The 4,168-nt window shown below is 41.5% G+C and carries 4 protein-coding genes; all 4 read left to right on the forward strand.

The window, feature by feature from the left end; genetic code table 11:
• A partial coding sequence (locus tag HQK88_17090) for a HAMP domain-containing histidine kinase (protein MBF0618517.1) occupies positions 1 to 564 on the forward strand: 564 nt, incomplete at its 5' end.
• Complete coding sequence (locus tag HQK88_17095; GenBank protein MBF0618518.1) at positions 561 to 1,730, forward strand: hybrid sensor histidine kinase/response regulator; 1,170 nt, start codon at positions 561 to 563, stop codon at positions 1,728 to 1,730. The genes HQK88_17090 and HQK88_17095, both read left to right, overlap by 4 nt.
• A 1-nt stretch (position 1,731) precedes the next feature.
• A complete protein-coding gene (locus tag HQK88_17100) occupies positions 1,732 to 2,778 on the forward strand; it encodes a response regulator (protein ID MBF0618519.1) in 1,047 nt (348 codons plus the stop codon).
• A 316-nt stretch (positions 2,779 to 3,094) separates the two neighbouring features.
• Positions 3,095 to 3,604: a PilZ domain-containing protein gene (locus HQK88_17105; protein MBF0618520.1), complete on the forward strand. Its 510-nt coding sequence runs from the start codon at positions 3,095 to 3,097 to the stop codon at positions 3,602 to 3,604.
• The last annotated feature ends 564 nt before the right edge of the window (positions 3,605 to 4,168 follow it).

Genomic DNA, 4,168 nt, shown 5'->3' on the forward strand with positions numbered 1-4,168 from the left:
GAATTAGATGAGAATCTTCTGAAAAAGAGTGTTTCGTCCATTATGTCAGAGGTGATTGGTTTATCAAACACGATAAATGGTTTCAGAAACTACTATATAGCTAATAATGAGCTGGAGGAGTTTAACTTAGAAGATTTGATAAACAGCACAGTAATGATTGTAGAAGGATATTTTAAACTGAAAGGTTTTACCTTCAACAAGGAGTTTGAAGATGGATTGAGGATAAATGCTTATCCGAATGAGTTTGCTCAGGTCTTATTGAATCTATTGACAAATGTTCAGGATGTGTTTGAAGCGAGGCATATTACTAACGGCATAGTTAATATAAGGGTATATAGAGACACTGATACTAACACAACAGTAATAACCATTGCAGACAATGGCGGCGGAGTGTGTGAGGAGAATATTCATAAGATATTTGACCCATATTTCACTACAAAAGATAAATCCAAGGGGACGGGGCTCGGTTTGTACATTTCAAAGTTAATCATAGAAAGGAGTATGAACGGCACTCTTTCTGTAAAAAACACCGATGGCTGGGCTGAGTTCAGGATAGAGATATGATGAACGGTACAGATAAAATGAAAGTGCTAATAGTTGACGATGACCCAGTTATCAGGCAGCTTTTTAGGCAAATATTGAAGAATATTTATAAACTATCGTTTGCCACAGGCGGCGTGATGGCGTTGGAAAAAGTAAAGAAGGTGACGCCTGATATAATACTCCTCGATATTTTAATGCATGGAATGGATGGATACGAGACGTGCAGGAGGCTAAAGGCTGACCCTGTAACTGCCGATATTCCGGTTATCTTTATCAGCTCCGTAACTGATATAGATGAGAGATTTGAGGCATTTGAAAGCGGGGGTGTGGATTTCATTTCAAAGCCCTTTCAAAGCATTAAGGTTTTAGCCAGAGTGGAAACGCATCTAAAACTATATAAATACCAGCGATTTTTAGAAAAAAGGGTTAAAGAGGAAGTCAACAAGCGCCTTGTTGAAGAGCAGATGCTGATACAGCAATCTAAGATGGCCTCTATGGGCGAGATGATTGGCGCTATATCTCATCAGTGGAGACAGCCGTTGAATGCCATTGGCCTCACGGTGCAGGATGTTAAGGAAGCGTTTAATGCGGGAGAGGTAGATAAGAAGTACCTTGAGGGCTTCGTTAAGCAGACCATGGAACTGATTCAGTTTATGTCCCAGACGGTAGATGATTTTCGAAACTTCCTGAAGCCGACCAGCGAAAAATGCACGTTTGACATAACAAAGCAATTTTACGACGTCGTTGCTCTTTTTTCCGGGATGTTAAAAAGTGACACCATTTTCGTGCAGATGAATACTCCAAAAGAGTGTTGTATCTATTCAATAGGTTACCCTAATGAACTAAAACAGGTTATCCTGAATCTGATAAACAACAGCCGTGACGCTATAAATACAAGAAGAAAAAAAGGGCTTCTTACAGATGATGGGCTGATTACTGTGGAGATTAAAGAGGTAAACGATAAAGTTGTTGCTTCCATAAGCGACAATGGCGGCGGCATAGACCCTGCTGTGATGGAAAAGCTCTTTGAACCATATGTAACAACTAAGGGGGAAGAAGGGACAGGAATAGGTCTATATATGTCCAAAGCTATTATAGAGGGAAAAATGAACGGGAAAATGTCCGTTTCAAACATAGAGGGCGGGGCACAGTTTGTCATAGAGCTGCCGCTTGTAAAGGAGGGATAAAATGACAGAAATTAAATGGAGTGTGTTAATAGTTGATGATGAGGCCAATAACAGGCAGATACTGCGGCAGATACTGAAAGATACGTATAAGCTGTCATTTGCCACAGATGGTTTACATGCCATGGATAAGGCCGCGAAGGACAAACCAGATATGATTCTGCTTGACCTTATGATGCCTGGAATTGATGGCTTTGAGACGTGCCGCCGCCTGAAGGCTGACAATGCGACCGCCTACATCCCCGTTATCTTTGTTACTTCTATGGTAGACGCGGAGGATGAATCGCATGGATTTGATGTTGGGGGCATTGACTACATTACAAAGCCGGTATCTCCGTCTATTGTACTGCATAGAGTGGCAGCTCATTTAGCGCTGTCTAATCAAAAACGGGTTTGTGAGCTGACTATTATAAAGCGCACAAAGGAGCTGATAGAGAGCCAGCAAGCATCTGTGTTTATGCTTGGAAAGGCCGGTCATTTCAATGACACTGACACAGGGGCGCATATATGGCGGATGGCGTCTTATTCGGTGGAAATAGCAAAGGCGCGCGGCTGGAATGCTGATGAGCTTGAGAAGATAAAGTATGCGGCGCCAATGCACGATACAGGGAAAATTGGGATTCCCGGTAATATTTTGAGAAAACCGTCTAAACTTGATCCTGATGAGTGGAAAACGATGATGACACATCCTACAATCGGCCACGGTATCTTATCTGAAAGCGATACCCCTTTATTTAAGATGTCTACGGATATAGCTCACTGTCACCACGAGAAATGGAATGGTTCGGGCTATCCTAATGGTTTCAAAGAAAAAGAGATGCCTGAAAGTGCGGCAATTGTGGCCATTGCCGATGTGTTTGACGCACTCACCTCAGTGCGGCCATACAAAGAGGCATGGCCTATTGATAAGGCATTTGAAGAAATCAGAAATGGAGCAGGAAGTCATTTTGCACCGTACCTTGTTGATTGCTTTTTTGAGGTAGAGGCTGAAATCAGAAGACTTAAAGATATGTGGGATCAGAAAGAAAAAAGCGGAGATTCCCGTGTTTAGATAAAATGTGCTGAACTTCATTTAATCATTCAGTCAGTATAAAAGTGATATCATGGCAAAGGTTAGCCGGTATGCTGACATATTGTGTCACAGAGTGACGTAATATGTCAGGTGATTGGGGATTATAATGAATTATGCGCTAATTACATTACAGGGCATGGTATTTGCTGGTATTAACGTATGACTGCATCTTTGACACATAGGCAAGCTGGTCACAGTATCATTATGGCGGTGACTTATATATTTTTGAATATTATTCAAAAGCCAAATGATATTGACGTAACTATATAATTTACCGGGGATAAGGTTAAATATAATGTTACTGAGTGAGGAAAAAAAGTTAGAGCCTAAGTCAATAAATGTCTATCCATCCACTGCGATGCGTATTGTGTGCCCATACTGTGGCGTCAAAGGTATAATCAAAAAAGAATACGAGCCGCAGAAGGCATTTAGTATATCCTGTCCAAAGTGTAAACAGCTTATTGAAATTCATTTAAATAAACGGACGTTCTATCGTAAAAAGGTTAAGATTGAGGCGCTCTATAAGATCAGTGCAACCAACAGTCCACCTAAAAAGGGGTATATTTTAGATATATCCACAGGAGGGCTAAACTTCGGGTGTTATAAAATTGACCCTACGCACGTAAAGATAGGTAATTTTGTATCGTTGAGCTTCACCTTACCGCCAAGGGAAGAGCCAATTAAGGTAGAAGGGGAAATCGTCCGCATATTAGATGAGACAGATAAAACCATTACCGTGGGACTAAAGTTTAAAGACGTAGGTGAATTTGAAGAGACTCAAATCGGTTATTTCCTTAAAGTTTGATAGCGGTCAAATGAGTAACAGGGGGGCGTCCTTCGACAGGCTCAGGATAATTCATAGACTCAGGATGTTTCAATTGACAAGCCCGGTATGATTCGATTGATATAGGAATCTTCTTACTTCTATGATTGCAACTTAGTATTACTTTGCGGGGGCCGACCCACACATATTACAATTTCTCGCAATAGAAACTGCGGGGTCTGCCCCCTCTTTTACTGAGCTTACTGCTAGGATTGATTAGATACGGTGAAACCGCACCCATCATATGTTTTGTTGCAAATTACGTGCCAAAACGTGAATCAAGTAATATCAATGACTTATAAATTTTCTGTGTGTCATAATAGCGATACATTTTCCTATATAGTACCCACATTCCTTTATTGCGGAACATTTTTCCTGTGCCCGGCTGCGGCCTATGGCGCCCTCATTTCTTCAAGGTACTGCCCGGCGAGGGTCGCTCGTATCGGGTCTGTCGTCTTATAATACTCTATCATCTTGTCCGCTATCTCCTTGTGGTTAAACGGCTTCACTATATATCCCTGTATCCCAAGGCGCAGACAGTCTGTT

This window comes from Nitrospirota bacterium (genome assembly GCA_015233895.1).
Taxonomy (GTDB): Bacteria; Nitrospirota; Thermodesulfovibrionia; order Thermodesulfovibrionales; family Magnetobacteriaceae; genus Magnetomonas.